Origin of the sequence: Arthrobacter sp. SX1312 (assembly GCF_002929295.1) — a bacterium.
GTDB lineage: Bacteria > Actinomycetota > Actinomycetes > Actinomycetales > Micrococcaceae > Arthrobacter_D.
In genome coordinates, this window is the sequence record NZ_PJIM01000042.1 from 1 (window position 1) to 754 (window position 754).

At 64.5% G+C, this 754-nt stretch carries 1 protein-coding gene; it reads left to right on the forward strand.

Annotated elements, in window-relative coordinates; all coding sequences use genetic code 11:
* The first annotated feature begins 103 nt into the window (after positions 1-103).
* A complete protein-coding gene (locus CXQ92_RS17555) occupies positions 104-589 on the forward strand; it encodes an RNA-binding protein (protein WP_100725504.1) in 486 nt (161 codons plus the stop codon).
* Positions 590-754 lie beyond the last annotated feature (165 nt).

The following is a 754-nucleotide window of genomic DNA, read 5'->3' on the forward strand; positions in this document are numbered from 1 at the left end:
CAGAGGTGGGTTGGCTTCTCCTCCCCCTCCCGGTTCGGTTCGGTTCGGTTCGGGTCCGGTTCGATTTCGGTTTTTCCTTCGGTTCGGGGGTTGGTGGGAAAGCATGGCGGCGCCGGATGTTGAGTACCGCTGCTTCGTCGGCGGCCTCGCCTGGGCCACCGACGACCGCTCCCTCGAAGCCGCCTTCTCCACCTACGGCGAGATCCTCGAGTCCAAGATCATCAACGATCGGGAGACGGGGAGGTCGCGCGGGTTCGGGTTCGTGACGTTCTCGAGCGAGCAGGCCATGCGCGACGCCATCGAGGGGATGAACGGCAAGGAGCTCGACGGCCGCAACATCACCGTCAACGAGGCCCAGTCGCGCCGCTCCGGAGGCGGAGGCGGCGGTGGCTACGGCCAGCGCGGCGGAGGCGGAGGCTACGGTGGCGGCGGCTACGGTGGTGGTGGCGGCGGCGGTGGCTACGGCCAGCGCCGTGAAGGCGGCTACGGCGGTGGCGGTGGCTACGGTGGCGGCCGTGGTGGCGGCGGCTACGGCGGCGGCTACGGCAGCCGCGGCGGCGGCAACTCCGACGGGAACTGGAGGAACTGAGCGGTGGGGCCCTCATGGCCAAGTTATCTATCTATCTAATCGAGCTACCATCATCATCATCCGATCGTTATCATCGTTAGTTTTGTGTGGAACTATCTAGTTTGTGTTAACTGTGTGGTTGCCCATCTGTGTTTTTGATCGCAAGAAGAAAGCTCGTCTCGTTTG

Excerpts from the sequence above, each read along its gene's own strand:
- CXQ92_RS17555 (WP_100725504.1), top strand. The coding sequence starts at position 104 with ATGGCGGCGCCGGATGTTGAGTACCGCTGCTTCGTCGGCGGCCTCGCC.